The following is a 1,717-nucleotide window of genomic DNA, read 5'->3' as shown; positions in this document are numbered from 1 at the left end:
AATACGAGAGTGATCGCCGCAACAAATAGGAATCTCAAACATGAGATCACATATAACGGGAATTTTCGCAGCGATCTGTATTACCGGTTAAATGTCATCACCATTCACCTTCCCCCTTTGCGGGAAAGGCGGGGAGATATCCCGCTTTTAGCCAATCATTTTTTAGAGGAGCTGAATCACTCCCAGCCGAACCACCAGAAAAAGTTCTTTGACGCTTCCGTTTTTGAGTTGTTCTACCAATACCCATGGCCCGGGAATATCAGGGAATTGCGCAATGTCGTTCAAAGAGCTTTTTACCTTTCCGGATCCGATGTTTGCATTAGAGCGGAACATCTTCCAGAGGAGATTCGGACGGAAAGGCCTTCCTTCCATCCCCATGTCAATCGCTTATTGGATCATTCTTCCCATAAAGAGCTTAGAAAAGCTGAAAAGGACATCATTGAAGAGACATTGCGCAAAGTGAATGGAAATGTTCGACGGGCAGCACAGATTTTGGGCATATCCCGCAGTACTCTATACCGAAAAATTGATCAGACAGCACTGGTAGAGTATAGGAGAAGGAATTGGTAGATCACAAAATAAGTGTGTAGTACCCGACCATAACATCACTGTCAATCAGTGGCCCGGTGCCCGATGTGCACAGACTTCTGTCCAGCAACCTCCTGACGTTGGGAAATACACGTGCTGGACAAGCAGCCGGCGCGTTCTTCCAATGACATGAATCGCTGTTTGTTCGTTTCCCTGAACCAGCAAGCGTGGATATGTCGCTAATACTACTCCCCAAACCGTAATCAGACATGTATATGTATTGTTTTAAATCATTATTGTTCGAATATTATACATTATTTTTCGGGAATATATAAAGTAACCCTGTAGATGCCGGCATTGGGACAAGCGATCCCCAAATCATCATATTGGCATGCTTATTGCTTTTTTATCGATACAGATCTCGAGTTGTATCAGATCCAAGAAGTGTTCTTAAGGGATTTGGTCTTGAACTTGATGACGATTCACACCGGATGAAATTGTCCCCACGTGGGATGTCTGAAGAACTACCCATTGGCATGATGCTTGTTGACTGAAGAGGAGAAGAGTCCGCTATTTTATGCTTAAGTGCACCCATTTTCTTTCGAATCACGCAAATAGGAGGTATACAAATGAACGGGATCCACGATGTTGGAGGTATGGATGGATTTGGAAAAGTTATGTATGTAAAAGAAAAAGACGATCCTTACTTCACTCATGATTGGGAAAGGCTTGCTTTCGGGCTTTTGTTTGGAACGGTGGGACAAGGAATGTTGAACATTGACGAATTTAGGCATGGGATTGAACGAATGCAACCAGTGGACTATCTGACATCATCCTATTATGGTCACTGGGTTGCGACCATCGCAACATACTTAGTAGAAAATGGAGTATTGGACTCCGCAGAACTCGAAGCTCGAACACAAGCTTTCTTGGAGAAACCAGATACAAAACTGCCACGCCGGGAGGATCCGGAATTAGTGAATCATCTACAACAATTGATACAATTTGGTGCGTCTCCGGTCCGCGAAATATCGTCTCCTCCCCGGTTCGAGGTGGGACAGAGAATCAAGACAAGGAACATTCACCCAACCGGTCATACAAGATTCCCACGTTACACCCGTGACAAGTATGGTGTCATCGATGAAATATATGGAGCCCATGTTTTCCCTGATGATGCTGCTCATAGAAG

The 1,717-nt window shown here is 44.4% G+C and carries 2 protein-coding genes; both read left to right on the top strand.

The genetic code is table 11. The features are described 5' to 3' along the window. Positions 1–570: AAA-type ATPase lid domain-containing protein (locus BMZ78_RS18340; RefSeq protein WP_139203376.1), on the top strand; the 570-nt coding region annotated here is incomplete at its 5' end. Positions 571–1,157: 587 nt separating this feature from the next. Further along, positions 1,158–1,717: nitrile hydratase subunit beta (gene nthB / locus BMZ78_RS18335; protein ID WP_093231807.1), on the top strand; the 560-nt coding region annotated here is incomplete at its 3' end.

Source organism: Thermoflavimicrobium dichotomicum (genome assembly GCF_900114055.1).
Classification (GTDB): Bacteria; Bacillota; Bacilli; order Thermoactinomycetales; family Thermoactinomycetaceae; genus Thermoflavimicrobium; species Thermoflavimicrobium dichotomicum.
Note: the sequence above shows the minus strand (reverse complement) of the source record. Positions and strands in the feature narration are given on the sequence as shown.